We start from the raw sequence: 26008 nt of genomic DNA, 5'->3' as shown, positions 1-26008 counted from the left end.
AATAGCGATGATCCAGGGTACCGAGCAACAAGACAATATTATTGCCCAACCAGCCAAACGTAAGTTGCGCCGCTATCTGGCGGCGGCCATTGTCATTGCGCTGTTAAGCGTAAGTGCAATCGTCGTTTTTCAATCGGCCGGGCAAAGCGCCAGCTTAGTACTGCCGCGTAATCAGCTGCAGTTTGCCACAGTACAACGTGGTGATCTGGTGCGGGATATTGCGGTCCAGGGCCGGATTGTCGCAGCAAATGCCCCTACCCTGTACAGCCAGGACACCGGTCAGGTGCAGTTATTTAAACAGCCCGGCGAAGCCGTTGTTGCCGGCGACTTGCTGGCGACGATCGCCAGCCCGGCATTGCAAAGCGATTTACAGCAACAACAGGCGGTATTGCTGAGCATGACTTCAGAAGCCGAGCGGGCAGTGCTGACCGCGCGGGAGCAACAACTGGATATAGAGCAGGTAATGAATAATGGCCAGGTTAATTTGCTGGCGGCGCGGCGAGAGCTGCAACGGGCCACTCAGTCTATTGAAATGGGCGTTATCCGGGCTCTGGATTTTGATATTGCCAAAGACAACCTGACCAAGGCCGAACTGGAGTTTGATCATGCCAAACGAAAGGTCGAGCTGGCACGCGATAAACTGGCGTTTGAACAAGGCTCGCGCGCTCAGGATATTCACCGCCAGCAATTGGTGGTTAATGAGCTACAACGTAAAGTGGCAGCACTGGATATCACGGCCCCGGTCACCGGTCAGCTTGGCAGCTGGCTGGTAGAGCAACAAAGCCATGTGCTGCCAGGCCAGGCTTTGCTGACGGTAATAGATTTAAGCCAGTACGAAGCAGAATTAGCAGTACCGGAAAGTTATGCCCGCGATTTAGCGCCCAACCAACAGGTTGACATTGCTCTTGGCAACCAGCAACTCAGTGGCGTTATCAGCTATATCGCCCCGGAGGTACGCAATAACCAGGTCAGCGCCCGGGTGCGCTTTGCCCAGCTTGACAATACTCAGCTGCGACAAAGCCAGCGCTTAACGGCACGGGTTATTCTGGAACATAAAGCCGATGTACTGAAAATTGCCCGCGGCGACTTTATCAGCTCTGGTGGTGGCCGTCAGGCTTACCAGGTACTGGACAACCAGGCAGTGCGCAAAAATGTCGAGTTAGGTGCCATATCAGTGCAGTGGGTGGAAATTCTCAGTGGCGCCAGCGCCGGTGAGCAATGGGTTATCTCTAACCTCAGTGATTTCAAAGACCAGAACCGGGTTAACCTGAATTAAGCTCGCGCTTCGGGCAAACAAATACAAAATCAAGGAATAACAATGATTAAGCTAACCAATTTAACTAAAATTTTCCGCACCGAACTGATTGAAACCCATGCCCTGCGCGAGGTTAACCTGCAGGTAAATGAAGGCGAGTTTGCTGCACTAACCGGCCCATCCGGCTCGGGTAAGTCAACTTTGCTGAATATTCTGGGTACTCTGGAAAATTTCGACGCGGGTGATTATCAGTTAGATGGTAAGTCGGTTAAAGGCTTATCCGACGCCGCGCTATCCAGGCTGAGAAATGAGAAAATTGGCTTTATTTTCCAAAGTTTTAACCTGATTAAAGACTTCAGTATTTTTGATAATATCGAGCTGCCCCTGCGTTACCGTGGTTTAAAAGCAGCACAGCGTAAACAACGGATTGAGCAGGCGCTGGAATTAGTGGGGCTGCATGCCCGGCGTGATTACCTACCCGGCCAGCTATCGGGCGGCCAGCAGCAACGGGTGGCCATTGCCCGCGCCATTGCCGGCACACCGCGCATTTTACTGGCTGATGAACCTACCGGTAACCTCGATTCGCTAATGGCCCGCCAGGTGATGGAGCTGCTGGAGCAGATTAACCAGCAAGGCTGCACTATTTTAATGGTAACGCATGACCCGGATCAGGCGCGCCGGGCTGGGCGGCATATTCAGATTATTGATGGTCAGCTTAGCGACACTATGCTGTATGAACCCTTCGCAGCGCAAAGCGCATAAGGAGCGGCTTGTGGAACAATTTCTTTATTATATTAAGGTCAGTCTGGTTAGTATTAAACGCGCGCCTCTACCTTATGCGCTGACAATTTTTATATTAAGCGTAGGCTTAGGTGTCTTTTTTGCCAACGCTACTTTTTATTACCAGCTCAACTCCGATCCGCTGCCCGCCAAAAGCAACAAGCTGTTTTTCCCAATGATGTTAATAACCCCTTACGATTGCAATGACTGCAGGCCACCCAGGGTGCTGAGTTATGCCAATGTACAAAAGCTGGCAAACAGTGACATTCCATCTGCCAAAGCCGCTATGTACAGTGCAGATGGTTACGCCCGACTAAGTTCATCGCAGCCGCCTACACCGGTCGTCATACGGATTACCCAACGCGATTTTTTTGCTATGTTTGACGTGCCATTACTGCATGGCAGTTTTTGGGCCGACGACGGCGGGCGCTTTGAAATATTGCTAAGCCGCGCTATGGCGCTAAAATTGTTTGGTCGGACAGACGTCGTCGGCGAGCAGATGCTGTTGGATGATAAACACTTCAGCGTTATCGGTGTGCTTAATCACTGGCAAATGCTGCCACGGTTATACGATGCCAACGGCCGTAACCACTTAAGCCCGACCGAAGACATTTTTCTGCCGCTGGAAACCGGCTACGATCTGCATTACCTGTCAAAAACTAACTCACAAACGTTCGACAGCACTGATTACAGGAAGTTAAGTACTGAGGGCCGTACCGGCGCGCTACATCAATTACAATATTGGGTACAATTAGATACTGAAACGCAGCAGCAAGCCTATCGACAGTTTATGCTGAACCTGGCTAATGATGAAAAAGCCGCAGGGCGTCATCCGGCACCTATCAATAACCAGTTAACCGCTATGCGCGACATTGTCAGTTATTTTGGTGATGAGTCAGGTGATATACAGGCGTTTGCCCTGGTGACCCTGCTGTTTTTGCTGGTGTGTTTATTTAACGCCAGTCACTTATCATTAAACCGCTATTTAAGTAATCAGTATGAATTCAGCCTGCGCCGCGCGCTGGGGGCCAGTCGGGCCCAGTTGCAGCTGCAAATGCTGGCCGACGTGCTGTTGATGGCCCTTTTCACTATAGTTGGCGCGCTGCTAACTGGCTATGTCGGTATCAAGCTGATGAACCACCTGTTACCGGGCAACAGCTTGTTCTCCAGTTGGGATATACCACTGCTACTGAGCTTACTGACCATTACCCTGGTCTGTAGTTACCTGGTAACGCTTTACCCATCGCTTCGTGCATCTTTTGGCACGTTAAATCAGCAGCTTAAGGAATAATCACCATGTCATTTTACTTGCTTTGTAAAGTGTTATTCAGCCGGAAAGTGGTCACTGGCCTGCTGCTGCTGCAGTTAGCCCTGACATTGGCACTATTGTTAAACAGTGTGTTATTGATGCAGCAAACAAATCGGCAGTTAAAACAGCCAACCGGTTTGGATCTGCATAACACCTTACTAGTGCAGTTAAAGCCTACCACTTCATCTTTACGTGTCTATCCGGCATTAGAGGAATTATTTACCCGGCAATTACAGGCGGTGCAATCTATACCAGGCGTACTGGCTGCCGCTTATACGAATCAATCGGCAATATTGCAAGGAGGTAATAATGGCAATATCTATGATGTCGAGCATCAGGATCGTACAAATGTGCCTGCAGTACCGATGTATTATGTGTCAAAAGACTTTTTTACTGTACTGAATACCAGCGTCTTGCAGGGCGAATTACCGCAGAACGTTGTCTCTCTTGATGATCCGGGCAGGCCTGCCGTAGTATTGACTAAAAGTCTGGCTGATAAACTGTTTCCAGATAAAAGCGCGGTAGGACAAGAGGTTAATCGTGGTCGGGTTGCCGCAGTTATCGACGATTTCTATGGCCAGCGCAGCGCTCAGAATGTTATGTACAACGGTATTCAGGTGGCATTACCTTACACGGTTGATTGGGGTTACAGTATTTTGGTGCGCACCGCGCCTGAACAAACCGAGGCCGTCCGACAACAGCTGGATCAGGTAATCCGTAAGGTAGAACCCAACATTGAAATCTTCTACATCCGCAACCTGGCTGAACAATATCAACGGCTGTATCGCACCGAATATGGTTTGGCCATGTTGCTGGGTATACTTAGTGGCTTGATGCTGCTGGTTACCATGGTATCAAGCTATAGCAGCACCCATTTTCACGCCCTGAAGCGCCAGCAGGAGATTGGGGTGAAACGTGCGCTGGGCGCTAGTAAAAACTCGATTTTACTGGAGCTGCTAAGTGAGAACTGGTTATGCACCGCCATCGGCGCCAGCATTGGTGTAGTGCTAGCGTTGCTACTGAATCAGGCGCTGGCCCAGGTTATTACTATTCCACCATTAAACTGGTACCTACCGTTAACGACCATAGTCACCTTGCTACTTTGTGTCACTGTAGCAACATGGTATCCTGCGGCTATAGCGACCCGGGTGTCGCCGGCAACTGCCACTAAAGCCTTATAAACTATGCTGAAATTATTGGTTATTGATGACAATCAGCCCATCTGCCTGGCCCTGCAAACGCTGTTCGCGCTGCAGGGTTATCAGGTACTGTGCGCCACTGCACCGGCTCAGGCCTGGCAGCTGTTGGCCAGCAATACGATTGATTTAATTTTGCAGGATATGAACTTCAGCGCCGGCCAAATGCAGGGCCAGCAGGGCAAGGCGCTGTTTTATCAGCTGCGCCAACAGTACCCGGATATACCGCTGGTATTAATGACCGCCTGGACACAGCTGGATATGGTAGTTGAGCTGGTTAAAGCCGGTGCCACTGATTACATTGCCAAGCCGTGGGATGATCAGCGCCTGCTGCTAACGGTAGCCAATGCCCTGAAATTAAAGCAGCTGACCACCCAGCAACGACGGGCCGAGCACGAGCGCCAGGCGGCTTTTGCCGGTAAAGATTTATGTAATATGGTGTTTGCCAGCAGCCAAATGCAGCAATTACTGCAGATGGCGTTGCAACTGGCGCCAGCCAATGCTGCTATATTGATCACCGGCCCCAATGGTGCGGGCAAAGAAGGCATTGCCAACGTATTACATGCCAACTCACCACGTAAAAATAAGCCTTTTATCAAAGTAAACATGGGGGCGCTGCCCGCCGATTTAATGGAAGCCGAGCTGTTTGGCGCAGAAGCCGGTGCGTTTAGCGGTGCCAGTAAAACCCGGATTGGCCGGTTTGAAGCGGCAGACGGTGGCAGTTTATTTCTGGATGAAATTGGCAATTTGTCGCTGGCCGGTCAGGCCAAGTTGTTACGGGTGTTGCAAACCGGCGAATTTGAACGTTTAGGCTCCAGCCAAACCCGCAAAACCGATGTGAGGCTGATCAGTGCCACCAACAGCGATTTAACCACGGCGATAAGCCTGGGCGAGTTTCGCCAGGATTTATACTACCGGGTAAATGTGGTGCAGCTGCAATTGCCAGCGCTGGCGCAGCGGCCAGAGGATATTCTGGTGCTGGCCCGCTACTTTCTGAGCGGCAAAAAAGCCTTAAGTAATGCCGCCGAGCAGCAACTGCTGAGTTATCCCTGGCCTGGTAATGTGCGCGAGCTGCAAAATGTTTGTCAGCGTGCCCTGCTGCTAAGCAGCAGTACAGAAATTCAAAGCAGTGATCTGGGATTGCCCGACATCAGCCCCGGCATGAAAAGAGCCCTGGATGATATCGACCGCGCTGCGCTGGAGCAGGCATTAGTGCAAGCGGGGGGCGTGGTATCACGGGCCGCCAAACAACTGGGCATCAGCCGCCAGGCACTGTACCGGCGCATGGAGTTTTATGGCATCGCCACCCCCTGAACCACCCGTCGCCGTCCGGCCGCTATTTTCGTTGTTCAGCCGCAGCGCCAGTCGTTTAAACCTGCTATGCCTGCTACTAACGCTGCTGGCGTTTGCGCTGCAGTATCAGTTCAGCCCCGGCAATGGCTGGCTAAGCCTGGCCATTGCCGCTGGCGGCATACTGTTGTGGGGCTTGCTACATTGGGCGCTGCAGCCGCTACGCCGGGAAATTCTGGCACTTAACCTGCACGCGCAGAACTTACAGGACGGTAGTTTTAATACCAGCGCTAATCAGCTGGCTATTGATGAGCTGCGCCCGCTGGCAACCAGTTTGGAAAATATGTCGGCACAATTACGTTCTGAGCGTGCCAGTTTATATCAGCGGGAACTGCTGCTTGATACGGTGCTGCAAAGCAGCCCAATGGCGTTGATCCTGACCAATTACCACGATACCGTACTGATGAATAACCCTGCCGCCAGCCAACTGCTGACGCAGGGTAAAAAATTTGCAGGCAGTAAGTTAAATAGCCTTACCCAGCACATGCCGCTGCTGCACCAGGCCATGCTGACTAAACAGCAAGGTTTACTCCGGCTGGATAACACTGAACAAGCGGTGTGGCATTTATCAATAAGCCAGTTTCAGCTAAACCAGCAGCAGCACTGGCTGTATTTGCTAAAGCCTCTGACCCGGGAAATTCAGCGTGAAGAACTGAACGCCTGGAAAAAACTGCTGCGGGTCATTGGCCATGAGCTGAATAATACCCTGGCACCGTTATCGTCACTGGCGTTCTCGGGTAAACAACTGGCTGAACAGGCACAACAAGCAGCGTTAAGCCGGTTATTTGATACCCTTAGTGAACGCTGTGCACATCTGAATCAGTTTGTGCAGGCCTATATTGAATTTGCCAAACTGCCCCCACCGCAAGCGGATCGTATTAACTGGCCGCGGCTGATTAATCAGTTGCAGGATCATTACGACTTTGAGCTGCAAGGTGAATTGCCAACACGCCACTGGCATGCTGATCCGCAGCAGTTGGCGCAGCTGTTGCTGAATTTACTGAAAAACGCTCATGAGAGTGGCTCGGCTGCTGCACACATTAGCCTTCGCTGTACCGAGCTTGCCAGTGCACTGCAAATACAGGTGCAGGATGGCGGCGGCGGTATTGCCGCCGAGCTGCTGCAGCAAGTATTAGTGCCCTTTTACAGCAGTAAACCGCAAGGCTCGGGTATTGGTTTAACGCTGTGCCGCGATATTGCAGAGGCCCATGGTGGCAGTATCAGCCTGGCGAACTACACCGCTGGCGACAGTTCCGGCAGCGCAGTAAGCGGATTACGGGTTATCGTGACGCTGCCGGAGATTACTCCCACATAATGCCGGTATTGGCCGCCTGGGCTTGTTGCAGTAATTTTAGCAAAGGCTGGGCGCGCTGGCTCAGGCTCACTTTTGTTGTGTCATCTTCCTCTTCAGCGGTATCTGGCTCGCCTGCTTCACGCTCTTGCCCTGCCTCTGCCTGCTCTGCTGCCAGTTTGGCCAGTTGCTGCTGTAAGCGGTTAATGGCAGCAGCGACATCGTCGGCATACATAGCGCTGGGAACTTTCTGATCCCGCCCCAGCATGCTCAAAAGATCCAAAGCAACGTTTTTATGGTAGCTGACATCGCCGCCCGCCTGGCTTTTAAAGGTTATCATGGTGTTACTCCGCGCTTTGCTGCTAATCTGAGCCTAAGCATAACCTACTTTCAGTCTATTTTATGGCAAAGTTTATTCTCGCAATTGACCAGGGCACCACTTCCAGTCGGGCCATTGTTTATAATCAACAGTTACAGGCACTGGCAACCGCCCGGCAAGAGCTAACGTTAAGCTACCCCGCACCGGGCTGGGTAGAACAAAATCCAGTAGAGATTTGGCAAAGCGTATTAGGTTGTATAAACGATGCGCTGGCAAAAGCCAGGCTGACTGCACGCGATATTGCCGGGCTGGCCATCAGCAACCAGCGTGAAACCACCCTGCTGTGGGACAGGCACAGCGGTGAGCCAATTGCCAATGCCATTGTCTGGCAGGACCGGCGTACCGCCGCTTTTTGCCGCCAGCTGCAGCAACAAGGCGCAGAAGCACTGATCAGCCAGAAAACCGGCTTGCGGGCCGACCCCTACTTCTCGGCCAGTAAAATCGCCTGGCTGCTGGATACTATCCCAGGCGCCAGGGCCAAAGCAGACGCGGGCCAGCTGTGTTTTGGTACCATAGACTGCTTTCTGCTGTGGCAACTGACTGCCGGCAAAGTACACGCCACCGATGCCAGTAATGCCAGCCGCACGGCCTTGTATAACCTCAGCAGCCAGAGCTGGGACCCACAACTGTTGCAATTATTTAATATTCCGCCCAGCCTGCTACCTGTGGTAAAAGATTCCGCCGGCCTGTTTGGTGTCAGTTCGGCTGATGTACTGGGCGCAGCCATTCCAATTATGGCGATACTGGGCGATCAACAGGCTGCATTATTAGGCCAGGCTTGTATCTCGCCGGGAATGTTAAAAAGCACCTATGGCACTGGTTGCTTTGCCGTGGTTAATACCGGCGACAAGATTATTCGCAGCAAGCATCAGTTATTAAGCACCCTGGCCTGGCAACTGAATGGCAAGCCGACTTATGCGCTGGAAGGCAGTATTTTTATGGCCGGAGCCACCGTGCAATGGCTGCGCGATAAGCTCGGTATTATCAGCCAGGCCAGTGAAACCGAAGCACTGGCCAACCAAAGCCATTATCAGCAAACCGAACTGTTAATACCGGCTTTTACCGGGCTGGGAGCGCCCTATTGGCAGCCCGAGGCCAAAGCCGCGCTTTTTGGCATGACCCGCGACACCGGTAAAGCACAGTTAGCCACAGCCGCACTGTGTGCCGTTGCCTACCAAAGCGCCGATTTACTCAACGCCATGCACCAGGACGGCATCAATGTGGCACAACTCAGGGTAGATGGTGGCATGACCAACAACCGTTGGTTTTTACAAGCACTGGCAGATTTATGCCAGCAGCACGTACAGCGCTGCAATACCACTGATGCCACCGCCTTTGGCGTGGCGTTTTTAGCCGCCGTTAGCCTGGGTTATTACCCTGATATCTCGGCGATTGCTGCGCTTTGGCAAACCGACTGGCAATTTACGCCACAGCTGGCGGTAACAGAACAACGCCAGCTATATCAGCGTTGGCAAACAGCAGTTGCTGCCGTGCTGGCGCAGCAGCTATAGTAGTGATAACTAACTCATATTAAGGTTGCAGGTAAGCATAATGATGAAGGTACTGATCACCGGATTTGAACCCTTTGCAGGCGAAGCCATTAATCCGTCCTGGCAGGTTGCCAGTGCGCTGCATGGTTGGCAGCTGGATGATGAAGTCAGTATTGTTAGCGTTAAGCTGCCATGTGTTTTCAAACAATGTTTGTTGCAACTGGAACAAGCCATTAGTCAATTTAAACCAGTGGTGGTGATTATGTTGGGCCAGGCCGGTGGCTGTGCTCAACTGCAGCTGGAAAAAATCGCCAGTAACTTTATTAACGCCCCTTACCCTGATAATGCCGGTCAACAACCTCGCAACACCCTGACAGCCTCACATGGACCAGCCGCTTACTTTAGTAATTTGCCAATAAATGCCATGTTACAAGCACTGCACTCACAACAAATACCAGCCCAATTGTCGTTATCGGCCGGCAGTTATGTGTGCAACCATAGCTTTTATGGCTTAATGCACCTGATTAAGAATCAGTTCGCCAGTATTAAAGGGGGGTTTATTCATTTGCCCTATTTACCGGAGCAGGCATTACATAAAGCCGATACCGCCAGTATGGCACTGGCAACCTTGATTGACGCAATAAAAATATGTGTTGAAGTCAGCCTGCTGCAACAACCTGATCAGTTAGTGGTCTGATCAGATGCAGCTAACTTATTCAGATTTAACTATAATAATTTTTGAAATTAATGCTTGCATATATTTTGAGCATTCCTTATGATGCGCGAATTCGAAAGGCAAGTCATCTGAAAAGGTGATCACGCAAAGCTTCAGGTCTAACGGGGAAACCCTACGATAGCTGGGCTGCCGTCGCAAACTGCGATGTTTTATTCTGTTTCGTCCAGAGTTAAACGCATGACCTTTCGTGTACTGCAACCCCGGTTGCTAACAATGATCGTGAACTGACTCAATTCGGAGCTTGAATATGAAAACCAAAATTATCGCTTTAGCTGCTGTAATCGCTACCACCTCTTTTGTAAGCGCTCCTGTTGCCGCCAACGATCAATTAGCGCAGTCTATCTGTTCTTATGTTGCTGCCGACAGTCGTAATAACCTGCGTAAAGTGTTAACTGACAACCGTATTCGTTTATCTGCGGTATACAGCGGTGTGGTATGTGACGGTTTACCCTTAGTACGTCACGCTATTAAACACAACGCCACTGAAACTGCCGAGTTTATGATTAAGCAGTTACCAGGCAGTGTCGTTGCCGCGTCTGGCGACGCTGAATGGGCACAAAGCAATGGCTTTGGCACATCACCCGTTATCAATGCTATTAAAGAGCGTAGCGCCAGCTAACAAGCAATAAATGACCTTTTTAAGGCGCCTAAAGGCGCCTTAATTATTTCTGCATTCCTGTACTATGCTTTTAACTCAAAACAATGTTGTTTAACGTGCTCAGCAATACCAACACCGGCTTCCGACATGGTTAAATAAGTTTGATCAGCACCCGCAGCAATAATGTCCCGCGCTTCGTCTTTGTGCATACTGTGCGACACAATAAACCCTTTAAAACCAGAAGCCCGCAACTTTTTGGCCGCAATCACCTTCGCTTCAACATCATTCATACTGAGGATAACAGCTTCAACCTTACCGTAATCTAAGCCTTGCCAGAACACCTGATCTTCAGCATCGGCGTAAAAAATATTCATGCCTTGCTGTTGATGATCACTGACTTTTGCCGGATCAGAGTCCATGGCAATAATTTTTTTACTGGCTTTCAAATAATTGTAAGCTGCAGTGCCGGTTCGCCCCATACCCATAATTAATACATCTGCATCACCCAACGACACGGGTTGTTCGTCCGGGTGATGAATATTACGCTCAAATTTGAGTAAACGATGGCAAAAACGTTCATACAGTGGATGAGCAAGGCGATTCAAGGGAGCAGAAATCACAAACGATATAGCCACAGTTAAGGCCAACGGTACCAGCCATTCGGGTAACACTACACTGGCGACAATTAAACCAAACTCACTATAGTTAGTCAGGCTTAAGCTCGTTAAAAACGCACTGCGTGCCCTCAGTTTAAACAACACCAATAATAAAAAAAACATTACCGCTTTTAGCGGCAGGATTAACGTCATTACTGCGGCAAATAGCCAGGCATTGGCATCTGGTAGGCCATCGATACCGATTTGCAGAAAAAATCCGACCAGAAAAAACTCTTTTATTGCCCATAACGATTTTGACAACTCACCCGCCCGCGGGTGTTTTGCCAACATTGCACCAAATACCAGCGCACCGAGTTCTGAGCTTAACCCTACCAGCTCAAAGCCCTGGCCGCCAATCACCAGCGCCAATAATAAGCCAAACAAAATTAATAAATCTTCATGGCCACTGGCATCCAATAACTTAAAAAGCAGTGGCCGTAATAGTGGCAAGCCAAACACCAGCAAAGCCCAGGCGGAAGGCATGGTACCGCTTGCCAGACTCATAACTAACAACGCCAGTAAATCCTGCACAATAAGGATGCCGATAGCCACCCGGCCATGAAAAGCTCGCAACTCGCGCTTACTTTCCAGCACCTTTGCCGCAAGTACCGTACTGGAGAATGCTAAGGCAATCGCCAGCATCAATGCCTGATACCAGCTAACGTCAAAAATGAGTAACACTGCAGGCAAAATAAGCACTATTGATAAGCCAAAATGCAGAGTACCACCACCCAGTACTTCTGCTTTAGCCAGGCTTCGGACATTTAATTTTAAACCAACAGTGAATAGCAACAACAACACACCCAGATGGGCAACATGATGAATAATCGATGGTCCCTCTGCCGGTAAGCTCATCTCACTGGCCGTTGCTGAAATAACAAAACCCGCAACTAAATAACCAATGAGTGGTGGCAAACCAATCAGTCGCACTAACAACCCCAGTGAAAAAGCAAACCCAATCCAGACAGCTTCAAGCATTCGTTATTCCTAAATAAATTAAAATCATAAAAATGAAAAATGAAAAATGAAAAATGAAAAATGAAAATAATTACGCAATATTAATGCGGATCATCAATATCAACTTTGGCTGCTGGTGCTATATCTTCTTTGCGCCGGCTAAACAGGCTGCCATTTGCCCGCTGCACCCACTCATTATAGGTGCGGTGTACGCCACGGCGCATGGCAGATGACGAGCTTTCCAGAATACCTATACCCACTAATACCGTAACCACCAGCAACGACAGTTTTATTGCCACTAAGTCCTGGCCAATACCAATGCAGACACCAATGGCTGCCAGCACCCAGATAGTGGCGGCAGAGGTGACCCCTAATACCATGCCATCGCGGCTTAACATAACCCCAGCGCCCAAAAAGCCAACACCGGTAATTACCTGGCCAATAATGCGTGACGGATCGGTCATTTCAGAATTAACCGACATGGAGGCGGCAATAAACACATAGGTGCCCATAATAATTAAAATAGAAGTGCGGATCCCGGCAGGCTTACCCCGCAGCTGGCGTTCCAGACCAATAATAAAACCGCACAGCAATGCCGTTAGCAATTCCTGCCAGTCTAACGGGTCTATTGCAAAAATCAGTTGCCAATCCAGCATAGTTTGTTCCTACTTCATTCGTGCTGCGGTTTTCGCTGCCTGCCACTCAGCCTGGGTAATGGCAGTAGTTGGCACGGCTGTATCTGCATTTAATAGTCCTGCTTGCTCTGCTTGAATTTTTCTTTGAGCAACCATTTGTAATATAGCGGAATTTTCAAGATCTGTTCGTTTGTTCCAGTCAACAATTTCAGTAATGTGGCGGTAACAGCCCACACAGAACTTGTCGCTGCTTAAACGGCAACAAGCAACACAAGGTGATTCAACCATAATTTTGTCGGCTCCTGCAGCAGATTGGTCGTATTAGACACGGCTAAGGCTTAACTTTGCCAGTACTTTATGCCAATCTGGCTGATACTAAAAAAGCTAACTATAACGAAAACCGCCACGGGAACCTACCAATGACCAGATTTAAACCCTGCTTACTTGCGCTGACCATCGCCAGCTTTATGTTACAGGCTGATGACAATGCGCCGGCCTGGGATGTAAATGCACCACAAGGCCAGTTTGAAACCGTTGACATCAATGTGCAGCAAGGCAGCTGGATGAACATCACCGTCAGCCCGGATGGCAAAACCCTGGCCTTTGATTTACTCGGTGACATTTACACCCTGCCAATTGGCGGCGGTAAAGCGACTGCCCTCACCAACGATATAGCCTGGAATATGCAACCGGTGTTCAGCCCGGACGGCAAAAGCATCGCCTTTACCAGTGACCGCGACGGTGCCGATAATATCTGGGTAATGCACAGCGATGGCAGCGAGCCGCGCGCTATCACCAAAGAAAGCTTCCGCTTGCTGAACAGCCCGGCCTGGAGCCCGGATGGCCAGTTTATTGTCGCCCGCAAGCACTTTACTGCCAGCCGCTCGTTAGGCGCCGGTGAAGTATGGCAATACCATATCAGCGGCGGCAATGGCGTAATGTTAACCGAGCGGCCCAATGATCAGAAAGATTTAGGCGAACCGGCATTTTCCAGCGACGGTAAATATATCTACTTTTCTCAAGACGACACCCCCGGTAAAACCTTTCACTACAGTAAAGATTCTGAGTCAGGCATCTATGTCATTAAACGCTTCGAGCGTGAAAGCGGCAAAATTGACCAAATAATTAGCGGTGCCGGTGGCGCTATCCGGCCTACGCCATCACCGGATGGTAAATATTTGGCCTATATCCGCCGGGTTGATTTTCAAAGCACCTTATTTTTATATGACTTAACCAGCGGCCAGCATATTAAGTTATATGACGGCCTGGACCGTGACATGCAGGAAACCTGGGCCATTCATGGCGTTTATCCCACGCTGAGCTGGACGCCAGACAATAAAGCACTGTTATTCTGGGCTGGTGGTGAGATTAAACGGCTGACCATTGCCAGTAAGCAGGTGGCGACAGTGCCGTTTGAAGTTAACACCAGTAAGCAAATTCAAACCGCGCTGCGGGTTAGCCAGGATTTGGATAAAACCGACGTTGATGTGAAAATGCTGCGCTTTGTTAAGGTTTCACCCAACGGCAAGCAAGCGGTATTTACCGCTTTAGGCCATTTATATATTACCGATTTAGCCGACCCGAAGCCGCGCCGGCTCACTAAACAAACTACCGACTTTGAGTTTTACCCCGAGTTCTCCCGCGACGGCAAAGAGCTGGTGTACGTGAGCTGGAACGACCAAACCCAGGGCGCGGTAAACCTGCTAAACCTGCGTAATGGCCGGGTTACCAAACTAACCAGCGAACCTGGCAAATATATTGAGCCAACGCTAAGCCCGGATGGCAAAACCGTGGTGTATCGCAAAATGGGTGCTGGCAGCCTGCTGCCGCGCCAATGGTCATTAAATACCGGCCTGTACAAAACCAGCAGCCGCGGTGGCGAAAGTGAACTGATTGCCCGCAACGGCCGCGCACCGATGTTTGGCGCCGGCAACGACAAAGTGTACGCCATGGATTTTGGCAGCTCGCCCAGCTTGATCAGTATCGATTTACAAAAACACAGCCAGCAAACGCTGTATACCGCCAAGTTTGGTACTGAGTTTAAACTGTCCCCTGATGGTAAATACCTGGCCTTTGCCGACCGTTTTAAAGTATTTGTTACACCCTTTATTGAACGGGGCCGGGCCATTGATATCAGTGGCACCGATAAGCAGCTGCCGGTAAAACAGTTATCAGTGCGGGCCGGTGAATATATCAGCTGGAGCGGCGACAGCCGTAACCTATACTGGAGCCTGGGCCCTGAGCTGTACCATGCCAGCATTAATGGCCTATTCGACCACACGGCGCAAAGCGACGATTTCAAAGTGGCAAATGGCCTGAACCTCGGCTTTAAAGTACCGGCCGATATACCGCGTGGTACTGTGGCCTTTGTTGGTGGCCAGGTGCTTAGCATGAAGGGCGATGAAGTTATCGAAAACGGCGTGGTTATTGTTGAAAACAATAAAATTAAGGCCGTTGGTAGCAGAAATGACGTTGCGGTTCCCACCAATGCTAAGGTGTTTGATATTACAGGCAAAACCATTATGCCCGGTTTATTCGACGCTCATGCCCATGGCAGCCAGGGTACGCAGCAAATTACCCCACAGCAAAACTGGCAAAACTATGCGGGGTTAACTTTCGGTGTTACCAGTATTCACGACCCATCGAATGACACCAGGGAGATTTTCGCCGCCAGCGAACTGCAGCAAAGCGGCCAAATTGTCGGCCCGCGTATTTTCTCGACCGGCACCATTTTATACGGTGCTGAAGGTGCCGGATATACCTCGCATATCGACAGCCTGGACGACGCCAAATTTCACCTGGAACGCTTACAAAAAGCCGGCGCCTTTAGTGTAAAAAGCTACAATCAGCCACGGCGTAATCAGCGTCAGCAGGTGATTCAGGCGGCACGAGAGCTGGGAATGATGGTGGTACCTGAAGGTGGCTCGTTAATGCAGCACAACCTGACCATGATAGTGGACGGCCATACCACCATTGAGCACGCGCTACCGGCTGCCCGGGTGTATGACGATATTAAACAGCTGTGGCAAGCCAGCGGCACCGCCTACACCCCTACCCTGAATGTGGCCTATGGCGGTATTTGGGGCGAGAATTACTGGTACGATAAAACCGAAGTGTGGAAACATCCACGGTTAAGCCAGTTTGTACCGATGGATGTGTTAGCGCCGCGTAGCATGCGCCGCACCACAGCACCGGAGCATCACTATAACCATTTTGAAGTGGTAAAAACCGCTAAGCAACTGCAGGATATGGGTGTTACGACCAATATTGGTGCCCATGGTCAGCGTGAAGGTTTAGGGGCGCACTGGGAAATCTGGATGTTTGCCCAGGGCGGCATGAGCCCGTTAGAAGCGCTGAAAACCGCTACCATTAACCCGGCTAAAACCTTTGGTATGGATCAGCAGTTAGGCACTATTGAACCCGGTAAACTGGCCGATTTAATTGTGATCGATGGCAATCCATTACAGGACATCCGGGTAAGTGACAAGGTAATTTATACTATGGTGAATGGCCGCTTGTTTGACGCCGCCAGTATGAACGAAATAGGCCTGCGCGAACGTCAGCGCCAGCCATTTGAATTTGAAGCTAAGTAACCGCTGTAAATTAACAACAAAATGCCCCTGCTCTGCAGGGGCTTTTTTTACCTTAACTTACCAGCACCAACATCGACTGTGTTATTGACTGCCCAATCGACTGCAAAATGTCAATATAAGCATTCACATCGTCGCCAGCGCCTTTTACTTTAAGCCGGTGGGCATATGCCAGCCGGGCTGTCATGCCAAACCAGAATAGCGCACTGACAAAACCCACCAGACGCCACAAGGTAGTTTTTGCCCACTTTAGCGCCAGGGTGATCGACAGCACATAAATCACGAACCCTGCCAGTTTAGACGAGGCCCAGCCATTCACAAACGGATATAACTGCAGCGGATTCACCACCATCAAATAGATCGCAGTGACAATAAACAGGGTATATAAAATATGCGGGCCAATTTTCAGCAGTTTGTTATTAACCTTATCCGAGCCCTTCAGTGTTAAGGCAAAGCTAACCAGAAAAAACAGCAGTGTCAGCGCTATGATGGTCAGATGGGTATGTTTTATTATCAAGTACATGGCGTATTTCCCAGAGTTTATTATTTTCGCCCGCCAATATAACGTTTTATCAGCGGTTTGACGATGCTAACGCGATAAACGTTGCGCAGCCCCCACTCCGCTAACAACGCTGCAAGCACTGTATAAACTCCCAGCCGATAATGCTTAGTTTTTTTTCAACAACTCGCGGGTTTTATTCTCGTACTTTGTAGTAACAAAAAGTAACACAAGAAAAAAATGATTGATTTGCATTCAGGGTCAAGAATAGACTCGGGTAATTAAAAAACTCAGAGGAAATTCTGCCTGCAACTTGCGGGTAAAGATCCTTTGAATAAGCTGTTAAGTGCTTCCATTAATTTATAAGCGAGTTTCATGAAATCAATACGTTTAATAGTGTTAATTGGTTGCTTGTTATCGGCCAATGTATTTGCAAAAGACGCCTCAGCGCGACAGTTCGTCATCCCTAATACAGATACGTTCGATATTGTCGATTCCCACGAAAATCGCCCATACCAAATTTACGTGAAATTTCCAGTTAGGTACGACCCATCCATTTCGTACCCGGTGATATATATGACTGACGGAGATTATCTTTTTCCGACACTCGCAGGTTCGCTCGGAATACCTATGTCTGCTGGCAAAATTACTAACAGTTTTTTAGTCGGTATATCGTGGCAGAGAGATATTTCAGCTCGCAGCAGCCGAATCCGCGACTACACTCATGCTGTCGATGAAAGCTGGAAGCATACGACTGGCGGGGCAAGTCACCATTTATCATTTATTCGTGATGTTGTAATTCCAACGATAGAAGAAAAATACAAAACAGACCCATCTTCACGCACATATGTTGGCAACTCGCTTGGAGGGCTATTTGGCGGCTATGTCCTGCTCCAAGCACCTGAGATCTTTAAAAACTATGTACTTTCTAGCCCTTCGTTTTGGTTCGATGATGAATCATTACTTACGGATGTCGTTAAATTTGATGCAAAAAATATCAATGCCAACGTCTACATCTCTGTAGGCAGTTTGGAAACACCAGATACTGGAGAAACTATTCATGACATGGTCGACGTAGCTCAACGCTTTCACGCCGTCCTTGTCTCGAAGAATTCACCATCATTGCGATTACATTTCAGTGAAGTTGAGGCGGCAAACCATGAGGTTGCTTTTGCAACCTCAGTAATTCAAGGATTATACTGGCTTTCAAGACCCGGCACTCAACAAACCGTGCTACCGGACCATTTTCACACTGCCGGTAACACTTGAAAAGCAGCAATGCAAAACTGGCCGGTTCACTAGGCGTTATAACTCAAGGAGAGTTAATTGAAAGATTCTGTTTTTTTCACAATTCTGGCTGGTGTTTCAGTATTTGTTGTGGGGCAATTTATTTTGAAACTGGTCTTGGAGCCAATAGTTTCTTTTAAGGAAAGCTTGGGTAATTTGTCGGCATTTTGTTTGAGATACAGGGCCAAAATCACCAATGCTAATGCATCGCTAGAGCTTCAGAATGAACTCAAAGTACTAATTTCAACAATTCTATCGAAGAGTCAGTCGATCCCATTTTACTCAGCTTTCGCGAGGGTGCTCGGGTTACCAAGTGAAACATCTATAATCGAAAGCTGTCGTCTACTAAATGGCATTTCATATGAAATGGTCAAAGAGACATCACAGCATCAAGGAAATCTACAAGGACCTTTTCTAATCCTTACGGATCTGCAAAAAGTCAGTGAGTTGTTAAAGGTTAGGCTTGATTACAGTGAGTTATAACAAACACAGTCACAAACGGCCACTACGTGGCCTGGACCTCAACCTCTGCGCGGGTTTGAGGCCGCTGCTGCGGGCGTTAAATTTTTCAAGGAAGAATTTGTGAATTTCAGAGTTATTAAAAATGTTGTATTAATTGCAACTGTGCTAGCCGCGGGGGCTGCTGCCTTTATTAAGGCACAGCAATACAAAGAAGATTACACTTCTGATTTTGTTGATGAAAGGATTTACTCTTCGGTATTAGGCGAAAACAGGAAAATCTTTGTCCGGCTACCTAGTGGTTACGAGCGAAGTAAAAAATACCCGCTAATAATTAAAACTGACGGCAATTTTAATCTGAAACGCTGGGATGAAACACTGGCTGAGCTGAGCTCACAGGACATTACAGAAGATTCTATAATCGTTGCTATACCTAATTTATTTTGGGTTGATTCGAGAAACAGGGATTTAGTTCCTCCGTACGCTCGACGTGATGTAAGTATTGAAGCTCGCCCTGAAAACGATAATCATCGGAATATATTTGGTAAAGCTGATAAATTTTTGGCATTTATCGAAACTGAATTGATCCCATATCTTGAGAAAAATTACTCTATTAACGACAACAGGTTGTTAAGTGGCTTTTCGGCAGGTGGGAGTTTGGTGCTCTATACAATTGTTACTAAGCCGGATCTTTTTAGCGGTTATTTTGCTTTTAGCCCAGCAGCTTGGTACGACGATTCGGTGGTTGTAAAAGAGTTCGCAAAAAACTTGCCCGTTACCAATGGTAAACCAATTTTTTTATACCTTAGCTTGGGTGCAGAAGAAAATGAAATTATTACTGGTTCTTTCAAAGGGCTACTTAGTGCTTTGGAAACCAATGCTCCCGCCAATTTACAATGGGCATACAGTTATAGCGAGGGGGCTGGGCATAATGCTAACCCATATGTTTCCGTACCTAAAGCGCTGACTAAGTATTATGAATTTTGGGCAAACAAAATTTAACAAGGCCAGGCACGGCGACGTTATGTGTTTTCAGAGGTACTAGTTTAATGTCAAACGTCTTAAATGTGGTTAAGTTACGGAATGCTAAATCGGATTTCAAAATGCTGGTTGTTTTGACATTTTGCTTCGTTGCTTTGTCATTTTTTGCAATAGGTTTTATGTATGCTCAAGCTCCAGAAGTCGGTATTTTAGTTAAGCTTTTGGCAATCATGGGCACTATTAATATTGCTATGGTGTTCTATATAATTAAAAAATTCAATGCTTTATCAAACACATAACAAGGCGCCATTGTCATTGCTAACGCGACTGGGACGGCTTGCGCTGCGCTCCAGCCGCCCCAAAGCTATGCGTTAGCGTAAAGGAAGCAAGCATGACTCAAGTCGCATATCATATTTTTTATGACTTTGATGAGATGTTGAGGGGGCTCCCCTTACATACAAGATTGTCTAAAAGTGAAGAAGAGGAAAATATTAAAAGATTGCCTTTTGATTTGGATACAGTTTTAGATGATGAAAATGCAATAGTGAATATTTCGACTTCATCAAAAGGGAAAATATACTCTTCATTCGGACTATAGAGCCCATGTCGATAGTCGAGGAACGCTTAAAAATGGTGCTGCAGAGTTTGTGCCTCTTTGGTGAACAGCAAGAATCTGCTGCCATTATTGATACCAAGTAAAAAAATCGTTGGTAGAGAAGTCTATGGTCGGTGCTGACTCTGTTAATTATTTTTTTGATGAAACGTAAGAGTGAGGTTTATATGAAATGGATTTTCTTTATTGTATTGCTTGTTCCTTTGACGTGCTCTGCTAACTGGTTTGGACCAAAAACATATGAGGATTGCATCATTCAAGGGATGAAAGGAACTACCAGTAACGTTGCTGCTCAGGAAATTAAAAAAGCTTGTAGAATTAAATTCCCAACACCTCCTAAACCAAAAGCTAAAACCCAAAAAATTACGGGACATGCAGCCAATCAGGCGCTAAATAACTTGAGATTGTCGAGTGCCCCCAATTACTTTGGTAGAAGCGATACTGATCATAAGGTTGAATTTCATAATCCCCTCGAAATGTGGGTAACTAGTATCACAATTGAAGTTCGAATTAATGATAATGAGCCAATATTTTATAAAACTTCAGCCAATGTAAAGCCACTCGCTACAGGTATTGCGTATTTCGGCATAGGTCTTTCCGAAAAATCAAAAATTACCGCATGGCGTGTTCATGAAATAGATGTCTCTGACCAAGATCCGAGAGTTTTTTAATGGTTATAAAGTTACTGATTTCTGACACTTGCTCAATTTCAACATGGCATACTCATGAATCGGTGTGGGTCGCTAACAAACGCCAGCACAGCGCGCCTTCGGCGCTCGACTTGCAACAAGTTGCTCGCGTGTGTGGCGGGCGTTAGGCAAAGCAAGGAGTAAGTAGATGGATCATATCAAAAATCGAGTAATTGCCCTCATTTTAGGTGTTGCGCTAGCTTATGCGTCAATTGCTATTGCAGGCATTGGTGCAGCAGTAGCAATACCGGCTGACATTTTAAAACCGGTTGTACAAGTATCTGCCTTGCTTGCCTTTACGCTGGTCGACTTATTCACTATCGCAGTGCCGCTAGCCGCAGCATTTTTAGTGGTGGCTTTCGCCAGTAAGCTGTTAATCAGTAAGCCAGATTTCACTTTTTACGCGTTGCTGCTCGCGCCTCTGGTGCTATTACAACTGTATTTTGTTGTGCAATCACAGCCTCAAATGTTCAATACAATCGTTACAACGCTGCCACGTTATCTGTTGTTGGCCGTGTGTTTTTACTTTTTAGTTCGCAGCAGTAAACGGGCAAATGCCTAACAAGGCCAGTCAGCAACGGCCACTGGTGGCCTGGACCTCACCCGCTGCGCGGTTTTTCGGCCGCTGCTGGCGGGCGTTTTAAATTTTACGCAACCAAATTGTTTTATAAGGAAATTATTTAATGAAAAAAATACTGTCTGTTTTATCTCTTGTCGCCGCTTTTTCAGCTTTTGCAAATGAGCCTTTAGAGTTAACGGTAAATGTTTACCTGAATAACGAGCTTGTTGTAGCGGACGTTGTTCAGGCTGAAAGTGGCCAATTGCAGTCAATTACCGCAAAAGATGTGCTTATGTTTAATGTTACGCCAACCCTTAATGATGACGTCGTGACTTTAACGTCATCGATGCACAAATACAAAGATGGTTCATTTAGTAAGTTTGCTGAACCAGTGTTGCGTGTAGCGCTTGATAAGCAAGCGGTTATAGAGATTGGCACTGAGGGCAAAAATATTTATAAGGTAGAAGTAACAACCAAAAAAATATAACGATCAAATTTTATCGGCAGCAAAAGCGCTGGCTGCGACGTCAACCCGCTGCGCGGCCGCGCTAAATTTGAGTGTATCGGCAGAATAGCCAGCCACTTAATTAATCGAAAATATCGCCGGCAAACCCAGGCTTGACGGCGCAACGTGCTAAGCCAGTTGCCGTACTAGTTTTGATGCCCTAACACATTTTTTTCGCTTTTCTTGGTCGTTTTAGCCGCTTTCTTTTCTTTAGCGGTTAATAACGGTTTCTTTTTAACGTCTTTTTTACTGTCTTGACCTTTGCTCATGATAATCACCTGTGTTGAATATACGCCTGCAGCAAGTGCCCACGGCGCCCTGCGCTTAGCAGTATGGCCCTAATTTAATAAAGCGCAACTGCGCGCGCTGAGTTATTCGGCTATTGCTTGCCAGCCCTGCTCTGCTTTCGTCTGACAAACCGGGTTGGCCTCAAGCAGTGACTCGGCGAAAAACCATTCTTTAAATACTTGCCAGTCGTCATTTATCGGGCTTTGACATTGGCCATTCGGTTCACTTGCGAATAATGCCTCGGTACACTGCGGCGTGTTAGCCAGCTGGCCGCGATACGCATAGGCATATACCACCTGGCAATGGTTGCTGACATAGGTACGGAACACCACCAGCCAGCCTTGCTGATACCGCACCAAACTAAAACTTGGAATATTATACTTAATCGCCGTCGCAATGATCTCAGGCGCCTCGGCTTGCGCCAGCAGGGTAAGCTCGCCGTTCTGGCGCAACCGGATCTGAATTTTCTCACCGCGGCGCCAGGCAAAGCCATCATAGTCAGTAGCCGCAGCTGCAGTGGTTAAGGCATTCAAACCCTTTACATCGCGGCTGACTTCCTGGCGGATGGTGCGTGCTATTTGCTCGGCTTCAGTTAACGTCTGCATGTTATCGCACGCCGTTACCAGCATAAATGTTACTAATGCTAACCAGATTTTCAACACAGGTTTTATGCTCATTTAATTGCACTGGCCTTATTAGCATAGCAGCCAAGTTTTAAGCCGGCCCGGCAAGCTAGCAGCCAAAGCAGCATGGATAACAGCAAATAAGCCGCCGCCAGCAGCGCCTGCCCGGCCTGGATTAACTGCATAAATTCCAGGCTGAACACCGAAAAGGTCGTAAAGCCGGCACATACCCCTGCCAGCATAAACTGCTTTTGCCGGTCAGTTACCTGCCAGCGGCCGTCAGGCCCGGTCAGGCTGGCGTAACAACCAATCCAGAATGAGCCAATAATATTCACCACTAAGGTTGCCAGTGGCAAGCTGTTATCAGCTGATTGCAGCCATAACGAACAGCCAAAGCGAAGCAACGCACCTAGCGCACTACCCAGCCCGACCGCCAGATATAAACCCGGCCTTAGCATAACCAGACCCCCAGCCTAAAACCGGCAAACACCATACTCAGGCACAGGCTGAACGACAAGCCAATATTCAGCAGTGCCTGCTGATAATGCTGGCTTTGCCATAAGGCCAGGGTTTGCAGGCTAAAGGATGATACCGTGGTGTAGCTGCCTAACAACCCGACAATCAGTACTGTACCCCAGCTGGCGTAATCAGGGCTTGCCTGCAACCAGGCAGCCACCATGCCAATAGCCAAGGCTCCGCTACTATTTATCAGCAAGGTGGCCAGCGGGAACTGCACCCCCCAGTATTTGGCGATGATATTACTAAATGCAAAACGCAGCATGCCGCCTGCAGCGGCAGCCAAGGCTACCAGCATAAACAACAATACGGGATGAGTTTGAACGCTCAACAGGCCTGCTTAACTTCATAATATCGACAATGTTGCTGACACTAGCTGGCAGGCTGTGCCCTGTCAAGCGTCGTAACACAGAGCTTAAGACCAACATCTTGCGATGTATCAACTCTTTAGCACAGTTTTTAATTGGGTTTATTGCGGCTTTACTTTACACTAAATTTATTCTTAACCTCATCACTAACGGAAAGCCAGTGCTGCAGCAATTTTTACATCAACTGCTTCATGCGCTAAAAAATTTGCTACCGATAATATTGGTAGTGCTGTTCTTCCAGTTAGTTATTTTCCAGAGCCTGCCAAGCGACCCCTTAAGCATTACCATAGGGCTATTTATTGTCGCCATTGGTATTGCCCTGTTTTTGCTGGGGCTGGAGCTCAGTATCTTTCCGGTTGGCAAAAACCTGGCCAACCAGTTTGCCCGCAAAGGTTCGTTACCGCTATTAATGATATTTGGTTTTGCGATTGGTTTTGCTGCGGTGATTGCCGAGCCGGCACTGATCGCAGTGGCCGAGCAGGCCGAGCAAATCAGCCAAGGTCGGGTAAACGGCCTGACCCTGCGCTTAATCGTGGCGCTGTCGGTCGGCGCAGTGATGGCCTTGGGGGTGCTCAGAATCATCTTAGGCTGGCCCATTCACTGGCTGATGATTGGCGGCTATATCATCGTACTACTGGTCACCTTTTTTGCCCCGGCCGAAATAGTTGGCCTGGCTTATGATTCCGGCGGTGTGACCACCAATATTGTTACCGTGCCGCTGATTGCCGCACTGGGCCTGGGCCTGGCCAGTTCGATTAAAGGCCGTAACCCGTTAACCGACGGCTTTGGCCTGGTGGCACTGGCGGTGATGGTGCCGATGATCAGCGTGCAGGTGTATGGCATCTGGGTGTATAACTTTAGTAGCGCCGCCGCCATCAGCCAGGTAGCCGCCGTGCCAAGCCAGTTGCACTGGTTGCTGCAAGCGCTGCTTGATTTAGCCACCATGGTAAAAGATATTCTGCCAATGATTTTGGTAGTGCTTATTTTTCAATATCTTATTCTACGCCGGCCACTGGCGCACCCGGCTAAAGTCATTATTGGCTTTGCTATGGTACTACTTGGCCTGTATGCCTTTGTACTGGGGCTGAAACTGGGCCTGTTTCCGGTTGGTAGCCTGATGGCTGAGCAGCTTATTAATAAAGGTTACAACAGCTTAATTTTACTGTTTGCCTTTACGATTGGCTTTGCCACCACCATGGCCGAACCAGCGCTGATTGCTATCGGTAACCAGGCAGAAGAAGCGGCCCGCGGTAAACTCAAAGGCTCCGCTATCCGGTTAATTGTCGCCTTTGGCGTGGCCATCGGTATTACGATTGGCGTTTACCGGATCATCAGCGGCGACTCTATTCATTATTACATTATGGCCGGTTATCTGCTGGTGGTGATCCTCACGGCCCTTGCCCCTAAATATATTGTGGCGCTGGCCTTTGATTTAGGCGGTGTCACCACCTCTGAGGTCACGGTGCCGCTGGTGACGGCACTGGGAATTGGCCTGGCCAGCTCTATTGAAGGCCGTAATGTGTTAATTGACGGCTTTGGCTTAATTGCCTTTGCCTCTATTTTTCCGATCATAACCGTTATGCTGTACGCCATAGTGGTGGAGCGGTTTAGCCAAGTCAGGAGTGATCCAACATGAAATTTTCTGCAATAGTGGTAATTGCGCCAGATGATCTGGAAGAAGACGCCATTGCCAAAGCCAAAGAGGCCGGCGCTACCGGTATTACCATTTTATCGGGCCGTGGCATCGGTGTTGAAAACCGCAAAACCTTCTTCGGCATGACCTTCGAAGGCAGCCAGTCAGTATTACTAATGGTGGTAGCTAAGCATCTGTCGCTACCTATCCTGAAAAAAATGCAGAGCTTACTGCTGGATGAGGGCAAATCGCGGGGTATTGCCTTTACCGTACCTATTGATCATTTAACCGGGCTGGATATGGGCCAGGTAATGAAATTTGAACAACACTTGCGCGAGCAAAACGACTAGGAGCAAATAATGGCCGTTAAACTGGTTAAACACCTGATGGTGGCAAATGTAGTATGCATTTCGCCATTCAGTACCCTGCGTGAAGCGCTGAGTATGATGAAAAAACACAATATTAAGTGCTTAGTGGTCGACCGTCAGACCCCACATGATGCCTATGGTTTGATTACCTACACCAATATTTTAAAAACCATTATTGCTGAAGAAGGCGATATTGACTTAATCAACGTGTACGATGTCTGTATTAAGCCAGCTATCGCCGTCAGCCAGGAAATGGCCGTGAAGCATGCGGCTGATTTAATGAGCCAGCATCGCTTAAAGCGCTTACTGGTTACCAGTGATAACCAGTTGGTAGGTTTACTGACGATGGACGATATGATTAGCGATATTTTACTGTTAATTGACTAAGCCGGCAGCGC

The 26008-nt window shown here is 48.4% G+C and carries 30 protein-coding genes and 1 riboswitch; of the genes, 21 read left to right on the top strand and 9 right to left on the bottom strand.

Annotation, left to right across the window (positions count from 1 at the left end):
• Positions 1-7: 7 nt before the first annotated feature.
• The 6 genes from WG68_RS07130 to WG68_RS07105 are packed head-to-tail and all read left to right on the top strand — an operon-like array spanning position 8 to position 7205.
• Positions 8-1276 carry an efflux RND transporter periplasmic adaptor subunit gene (locus WG68_RS07130; protein ID WP_046556980.1) on the top strand — a complete coding sequence of 423 codons (1269 nt, stop codon included), beginning with the start codon at positions 8-10 and terminating at the stop codon, positions 1274-1276.
• A gap of 42 nt (positions 1277-1318) precedes the next feature.
• Complete coding sequence (locus WG68_RS07125; RefSeq protein WP_046556979.1) at positions 1319-2017, top strand: ABC transporter ATP-binding protein; 699 nt, start codon at positions 1319-1321, stop codon at positions 2015-2017.
• Positions 2018-2027: 10 nt separating this feature from the next.
• Complete coding sequence (locus WG68_RS07120; RefSeq protein WP_046556978.1) at positions 2028-3326, top strand: ABC transporter permease; 1299 nt, start codon at positions 2028-2030, stop codon at positions 3324-3326.
• A gap of 5 nt (positions 3327-3331) precedes the next feature.
• Positions 3332-4525 (top strand): FtsX-like permease family protein, encoded by a 1194-nt coding sequence (locus WG68_RS07115; protein ID WP_046556977.1) that lies wholly within the window; start codon positions 3332-3334, stop codon positions 4523-4525.
• 3 nt (positions 4526-4528) lie between these two features.
• Positions 4529-5854, top strand: a complete 1326-nt coding sequence (locus tag WG68_RS07110) for a sigma-54-dependent transcriptional regulator (protein ID WP_046556976.1) — start codon at positions 4529-4531, stop codon at positions 5852-5854.
• Complete coding sequence (locus WG68_RS07105; protein ID WP_083981817.1) at positions 5835-7205, top strand: sensor histidine kinase; 1371 nt, start codon at positions 5835-5837, stop codon at positions 7203-7205. Before WG68_RS07110 ends, WG68_RS07105 begins: the two co-directional genes overlap by 20 nt.
• On the opposite strand, the gene WG68_RS07100 is transcribed toward WG68_RS07105, so the two are convergent.
• Positions 7192-7521, bottom strand: a complete 330-nt coding sequence (locus tag WG68_RS07100) for a DUF1840 domain-containing protein (RefSeq protein ID WP_046556975.1) — start codon at positions 7519-7521, stop codon at positions 7192-7194. The two genes, WG68_RS07105 and WG68_RS07100, sit on opposite strands and share 14 nt — an antisense overlap.
• Positions 7522-7583: 62 nt before the next feature.
• On the opposite strand from WG68_RS07100, the gene glpK reads away from it, so the two are divergent.
• The 3 genes from glpK (at position 7584) to WG68_RS07085 (ending at position 10405) form a co-directional block, all read left to right on the top strand.
• On the top strand, positions 7584-9071 hold the full coding sequence (gene glpK / locus WG68_RS07095) for a glycerol kinase GlpK (protein WP_046556974.1): 1488 nt from the start codon (positions 7584-7586) through the stop codon (positions 9069-9071).
• Positions 9072-9111: 40 nt separating this feature from the next.
• Entirely contained in the window at positions 9112-9747 is a 636-nt protein-coding gene (pcp, locus tag WG68_RS07090) for a pyroglutamyl-peptidase I (protein WP_046556973.1), read from the top strand.
• Positions 9748-9834: 87 nt separating this feature from the next.
• Positions 9835-9920: riboswitch (cyclic di-GMP riboswitch) on the top strand.
• 113 nt (positions 9921-10033) lie between these two features.
• Complete coding sequence (locus tag WG68_RS07085; protein ID WP_046556972.1) at positions 10034-10405, top strand: DUF3718 domain-containing protein; 372 nt, start codon at positions 10034-10036, stop codon at positions 10403-10405.
• Between the two features lie 62 nt (positions 10406-10467).
• On the opposite strand, the gene WG68_RS07080 is transcribed toward WG68_RS07085, so the two are convergent.
• The 3 genes from WG68_RS07080 to WG68_RS07070 form a co-directional block, all read right to left on the bottom strand.
• Positions 10468-12018 (bottom strand): cation:proton antiporter domain-containing protein, encoded by a 1551-nt coding sequence (locus WG68_RS07080; protein WP_046556971.1) that lies wholly within the window; start codon positions 12016-12018, stop codon positions 10468-10470.
• 80 nt (positions 12019-12098) lie between these two features.
• Positions 12099-12653, bottom strand: a complete 555-nt coding sequence (locus tag WG68_RS07075; protein ID WP_046556970.1) for an MgtC/SapB family protein — start codon at positions 12651-12653, stop codon at positions 12099-12101.
• 9 nt (positions 12654-12662) lie between these two features.
• On the bottom strand, positions 12663-12920 hold the full coding sequence (locus tag WG68_RS07070; protein WP_046556969.1) for a DUF1289 domain-containing protein: 258 nt from the start codon (positions 12918-12920) through the stop codon (positions 12663-12665).
• A gap of 131 nt (positions 12921-13051) precedes the next feature.
• Here WG68_RS07070 and WG68_RS07065 point away from each other — a divergent pair, with 131 nt between their 5' ends.
• Positions 13052-16225: an amidohydrolase family protein gene (locus WG68_RS07065; protein ID WP_046557057.1), complete on the top strand. Its 3174-nt coding sequence runs from the start codon at positions 13052-13054 to the stop codon at positions 16223-16225.
• A gap of 52 nt (positions 16226-16277) precedes the next feature.
• On the opposite strand, the gene WG68_RS07060 is transcribed toward WG68_RS07065, so the two are convergent.
• Positions 16278-16745 carry a SirB2 family protein gene (locus tag WG68_RS07060; RefSeq protein ID WP_046556968.1) on the bottom strand — a complete coding sequence of 156 codons (468 nt, stop codon included), beginning with the start codon at positions 16743-16745 and terminating at the stop codon, positions 16278-16280.
• Positions 16746-17096: 351 nt separating this feature from the next.
• Between WG68_RS07060 and WG68_RS07055 the strand changes: the two genes are divergently transcribed.
• The 8 genes from WG68_RS07055 (at position 17097) to WG68_RS07020 (ending at position 21796) form a co-directional block, all read left to right on the top strand.
• Complete coding sequence (locus WG68_RS07055) at positions 17097-17990, top strand: alpha/beta hydrolase (protein WP_046556967.1); 894 nt, start codon at positions 17097-17099, stop codon at positions 17988-17990.
• 57 nt (positions 17991-18047) lie between these two features.
• Positions 18048-18491, top strand: coding sequence for a hypothetical protein (locus WG68_RS07050; protein ID WP_046556966.1), 444 nt, complete (start codon positions 18048-18050; stop codon positions 18489-18491).
• A 99-nt stretch (positions 18492-18590) separates the two neighbouring features.
• Complete coding sequence (locus WG68_RS07045; RefSeq protein ID WP_052748995.1) at positions 18591-19469, top strand: alpha/beta hydrolase; 879 nt, start codon at positions 18591-18593, stop codon at positions 19467-19469.
• 47 nt (positions 19470-19516) lie between these two features.
• Positions 19517-19747: a hypothetical protein gene (locus tag WG68_RS07040; protein WP_046556965.1), complete on the top strand. Its 231-nt coding sequence runs from the start codon at positions 19517-19519 to the stop codon at positions 19745-19747.
• Between the two features lie 92 nt (positions 19748-19839).
• Entirely contained in the window at positions 19840-20046 is a 207-nt protein-coding gene (locus WG68_RS07035; protein WP_046556964.1) for a hypothetical protein, read from the top strand.
• Between the two features lie 182 nt (positions 20047-20228).
• Positions 20229-20732 (top strand): hypothetical protein, encoded by a 504-nt coding sequence (locus tag WG68_RS07030; RefSeq protein ID WP_152663050.1) that lies wholly within the window; start codon positions 20229-20231, stop codon positions 20730-20732.
• Positions 20733-20898: 166 nt separating this feature from the next.
• Positions 20899-21312: a hypothetical protein gene (locus WG68_RS07025; protein ID WP_046556962.1), complete on the top strand. Its 414-nt coding sequence runs from the start codon at positions 20899-20901 to the stop codon at positions 21310-21312.
• Between the two features lie 121 nt (positions 21313-21433).
• Entirely contained in the window at positions 21434-21796 is a 363-nt protein-coding gene (locus tag WG68_RS07020; RefSeq protein WP_046556961.1) for a hypothetical protein, read from the top strand.
• Positions 21797-21960: 164 nt separating this feature from the next.
• On the opposite strand, the gene WG68_RS19915 is transcribed toward WG68_RS07020, so the two are convergent.
• The 4 genes from WG68_RS19915 to crcB all read right to left on the bottom strand — a co-directional run bounded on the left by WG68_RS19915 (position 21961) and on the right by crcB (position 23572).
• The gene (locus WG68_RS19915; protein WP_268753154.1) at positions 21961-22083 is read right to left on the bottom strand and encodes a hypothetical protein; all 123 of its coding nucleotides are present in this window, start codon (positions 22081-22083) and stop codon (positions 21961-21963) included.
• Positions 22084-22185: 102 nt separating this feature from the next.
• Complete coding sequence (locus WG68_RS07015; protein ID WP_046556960.1) at positions 22186-22779, bottom strand: hypothetical protein; 594 nt, start codon at positions 22777-22779, stop codon at positions 22186-22188.
• A complete protein-coding gene (locus WG68_RS07010; protein ID WP_046556959.1) occupies positions 22776-23183 on the bottom strand; it encodes a CrcB family protein in 408 nt (135 codons plus the stop codon). Before WG68_RS07010 ends, WG68_RS07015 begins: the two co-directional genes overlap by 4 nt.
• Positions 23177-23572 (bottom strand): fluoride efflux transporter CrcB, encoded by a 396-nt coding sequence (crcB, locus tag WG68_RS07005; protein WP_235357692.1) that lies wholly within the window; start codon positions 23570-23572, stop codon positions 23177-23179. Before crcB ends, WG68_RS07010 begins: the two co-directional genes overlap by 7 nt.
• A 197-nt stretch (positions 23573-23769) precedes the next feature.
• Here crcB and WG68_RS07000 point away from each other — a divergent pair, with 197 nt between their 5' ends.
• From WG68_RS07000 to WG68_RS06990, 3 genes are read left to right on the top strand one after another with little or no spacing between them, the layout of a single operon-like run.
• Positions 23770-25245, top strand: a complete 1476-nt coding sequence (locus WG68_RS07000; RefSeq protein WP_046557054.1) for a DUF1538 domain-containing protein — start codon at positions 23770-23772, stop codon at positions 25243-25245.
• On the top strand, positions 25242-25592 hold the full coding sequence (locus WG68_RS06995) for a P-II family nitrogen regulator (protein WP_046556958.1): 351 nt from the start codon (positions 25242-25244) through the stop codon (positions 25590-25592). Before WG68_RS07000 ends, WG68_RS06995 begins: the two co-directional genes overlap by 4 nt.
• A 9-nt stretch (positions 25593-25601) precedes the next feature.
• Positions 25602-25997, top strand: coding sequence for a CBS domain-containing protein (locus WG68_RS06990; protein WP_046556957.1), 396 nt, complete (start codon positions 25602-25604; stop codon positions 25995-25997).
• The last annotated feature ends 11 nt before the right edge of the window (positions 25998-26008 follow it).

The sequence above is a fragment of the Arsukibacterium ikkense genome (assembly GCF_000987775.1).
Taxonomy (GTDB): domain Bacteria; phylum Pseudomonadota; class Gammaproteobacteria; order Enterobacterales; family Alteromonadaceae; genus Alishewanella; species Alishewanella ikkense.
The sequence above is the reverse complement of the archived record's forward strand: the minus strand, read 5'-3'. Positions and strand labels throughout refer to the sequence as shown.

Coding starts and splice junctions, on each gene's coding strand:
- WG68_RS07125 (WP_046556979.1), top strand. CDS start 1,319: ATGATTAAGCTAACCAATTTAACTAAAATTTTCCGCACCGAACTGATT.
- WG68_RS07020 (WP_046556961.1), top strand. CDS start 21,434: ATGAAAAAAATACTGTCTGTTTTATCTCTTGTCGCCGCTTTTTCAGCT.
- WG68_RS07065 (WP_046557057.1), top strand. CDS start 13,052: ATGACCAGATTTAAACCCTGCTTACTTGCGCTGACCATCGCCAGCTTT.
- WG68_RS07085 (WP_046556972.1), top strand. CDS start 10,034: ATGAAAACCAAAATTATCGCTTTAGCTGCTGTAATCGCTACCACCTCT.
- WG68_RS07070 (WP_046556969.1), bottom strand. CDS start 12,920: ATGGTTGAATCACCTTGTGTTGCTTGTTGCCGTTTAAGCAGCGACAAG.
- WG68_RS07110 (WP_046556976.1), top strand. CDS start 4,529: ATGCTGAAATTATTGGTTATTGATGACAATCAGCCCATCTGCCTGGCC.
- WG68_RS07060 (WP_046556968.1), bottom strand. CDS start 16,745: ATGTACTTGATAATAAAACATACCCATCTGACCATCATAGCGCTGACA.
- WG68_RS07055 (WP_046556967.1), top strand. CDS start 17,097: ATGAAATCAATACGTTTAATAGTGTTAATTGGTTGCTTGTTATCGGCC.
- WG68_RS07010 (WP_046556959.1), bottom strand. CDS start 23,183: ATGCTAAGGCCGGGTTTATATCTGGCGGTCGGGCTGGGTAGTGCGCTA.
- WG68_RS06990 (WP_046556957.1), top strand. CDS start 25,602: ATGGCCGTTAAACTGGTTAAACACCTGATGGTGGCAAATGTAGTATGC.
- WG68_RS07115 (WP_046556977.1), top strand. CDS start 3,332: ATGTCATTTTACTTGCTTTGTAAAGTGTTATTCAGCCGGAAAGTGGTC.
- WG68_RS07100 (WP_046556975.1), bottom strand. CDS start 7,521: ATGATAACCTTTAAAAGCCAGGCGGGCGGCGATGTCAGCTACCATAAA.
- WG68_RS07025 (WP_046556962.1), top strand. CDS start 20,899: ATGGATCATATCAAAAATCGAGTAATTGCCCTCATTTTAGGTGTTGCG.
- WG68_RS06995 (WP_046556958.1), top strand. CDS start 25,242: ATGAAATTTTCTGCAATAGTGGTAATTGCGCCAGATGATCTGGAAGAA.
- pcp (WP_046556973.1), top strand. CDS start 9,112: ATGATGAAGGTACTGATCACCGGATTTGAACCCTTTGCAGGCGAAGCC.
- WG68_RS07040 (WP_046556965.1), top strand. CDS start 19,517: ATGTCAAACGTCTTAAATGTGGTTAAGTTACGGAATGCTAAATCGGAT.
- WG68_RS07035 (WP_046556964.1), top strand. CDS start 19,840: ATGACTCAAGTCGCATATCATATTTTTTATGACTTTGATGAGATGTTG.
- WG68_RS07080 (WP_046556971.1), bottom strand. CDS start 12,018: ATGCTTGAAGCTGTCTGGATTGGGTTTGCTTTTTCACTGGGGTTGTTA.
- WG68_RS07130 (WP_046556980.1), top strand. CDS start 8: ATGATCCAGGGTACCGAGCAACAAGACAATATTATTGCCCAACCAGCC.
- glpK (WP_046556974.1), top strand. CDS start 7,584: ATGGCAAAGTTTATTCTCGCAATTGACCAGGGCACCACTTCCAGTCGG.
- WG68_RS07105 (WP_083981817.1), top strand. CDS start 5,835: ATGGCATCGCCACCCCCTGAACCACCCGTCGCCGTCCGGCCGCTATTT.
- WG68_RS07030 (WP_152663050.1), top strand. CDS start 20,229: ATGAAATGGATTTTCTTTATTGTATTGCTTGTTCCTTTGACGTGCTCT.
- WG68_RS07015 (WP_046556960.1), bottom strand. CDS start 22,779: ATGAGCATAAAACCTGTGTTGAAAATCTGGTTAGCATTAGTAACATTT.
- WG68_RS19915 (WP_268753154.1), bottom strand. CDS start 22,083: ATGAGCAAAGGTCAAGACAGTAAAAAAGACGTTAAAAAGAAACCGTTA.
- WG68_RS07075 (WP_046556970.1), bottom strand. CDS start 12,653: ATGCTGGATTGGCAACTGATTTTTGCAATAGACCCGTTAGACTGGCAG.